Raw genomic sequence first — 1,597 nt, 5'->3', positions numbered from 1 at the left:
GTACCCGGTGACCAGGTGCCGGGCGAACAGCGCGCCCAGCGCGCCGGTTCCGCCGGTGACCAGGACCGTACCGTCCGGCGCCAACTCCGGCCCGGCCGTCGTGGCCGCGCGCACCCTGGCCAGCCGGGGCGTGCTCGCCCGTCCGGCGCGGATGGCCAACTGGTCGTGGCCGGAGGCGATCGCGGTGGGGAGTCGCTCGGCGCTCGCCGGACCGCCGTCCAGGTCGATCAGCGTGATGCGGCCCGGATTCTCGACCTGGGCCGACCTGACCAACCCCCAAACCGGGGCCGAACCGAGCTCGACGTCCTCCCCGTCGTGGGTGGCGACGGCGTTGCGGGTGACCAGTACGAGCCGGGAGGTCCCGAACGCCAGCGCGTCCTGCACCAGTTCCAGCGCCCGTACGGTGGTCCGGTGCGCCGCAGCCGCCGGGTCGTCTCCGGCCGGCTCGTCGATCATGGCGACCAGGACGTGCCCGGCGGCGTCCGCGACGCTCTCGACGCGGTGCGCGAGGCCCGCCGGCGGGGTGTTCCCGAGCACGGCCCAGCCGGTGCCGGTGAGGTCCTCCGGGTCGGGGAGGGCGACCGGCGACCAGACCACGTGGAAGAGCGAATCGCCGGTCGCGCCGTCGACCCGGCCGGCGGGGGCGGCCGGGCGTCGACGCAGTGTGCGGACCTCGGCGACCGGTTCGCCGGTCTCGTCGGCCAGCCACAGCCGGAACGCGTCCCGGCCCTTGGGCCTGATCCGGACCCGGAGCGTGCGCGGGCCGGCGGCATACAGGTCGAACCCGTGCCAGGACAGGTCGGTGATGTCCTGCCCGGCGGCGAGCAACGGGTGCAGCGCGGCGTCGAGCAGCGCGGGATGGATCCCGAACGTGTCCGGGTCCGTGTCGTCGGGCAGCCGCACCTCGGCGAACAGTTCCTCGCCCCGCTCCCACAACGCCCGCAGCCCCCGAAATGCCGGCCCGTGCGCGTAACCCTTCTCATTGAGCCGCCGGTGAAGGTCGTCGAGCCCGGTCTCGGTTGCGCCGGGCGGTGGCCAGGCGTCCAGGGAGATCATCGGCGCCGGCGCCGGCTCGGTGAGCAGGCCGGTGGCGTGTACCTCCCACGGCACGCTCGCGTCGTCCCGGTCCGGCCGGGAGCCGATGGTGATCCGCCGGTACCCGTTCTCGTCGGCCGCGCCCATGGTCACCTGCACCTGGACTCCGCCGCCGTCCGGGATGGTCAGTGGGGTGGCGATGGTCAGGTCGGCGACGCCGGAACAGCCGACCACGTCGCCGGCCCGGACCGCCAGCTCGACCATGGCCGCCGAGGGTAGCGTCGCGACGCCGGCGATGCGGTGGTCGGCGAGCCAGGGGTGGGTGTGCAGCGAGAGCCGGCCGGTGCATACCGCACCGTCACCGCCGGCCAGTTCGATGGCCGCCGTCAGCAGCGGGTGTCCCGTGGTCAGACCGAGCCCGCCGGCCTTCCGCCCGCCCGGTGAGGTGCCGTCCAGCCAGTAGCTCTGGTGTTGGAAGGGGTAGGTGGGCAGGTCGATCAGGGTCGCGGTGGTTGCGGTGAACAGCCGGGACCAGTCGACGGTGTGTCCGTCGGTGTGCAGG

Annotated in this window: 1 protein-coding gene; it reads right to left on the bottom strand. The window is 74.3% G+C overall.

All coding sequences use genetic code 11. From position 1 onward, the window contains the following. The coding region (locus ABZS54_RS42880) for a polyketide synthase dehydratase domain-containing protein (protein ID WP_355548872.1) at window positions 1-1,597 on the bottom strand (1,597 nt) is incomplete at both ends.

It is taken from the genome of Embleya sp. NPDC005575, assembly GCF_040605455.1.
In the GTDB taxonomy this organism is placed as follows: Bacteria; Actinomycetota; Actinomycetes; order Streptomycetales; family Streptomycetaceae; genus Embleya.
This window is presented reverse-complemented; position numbering and strand designations above follow the sequence as displayed.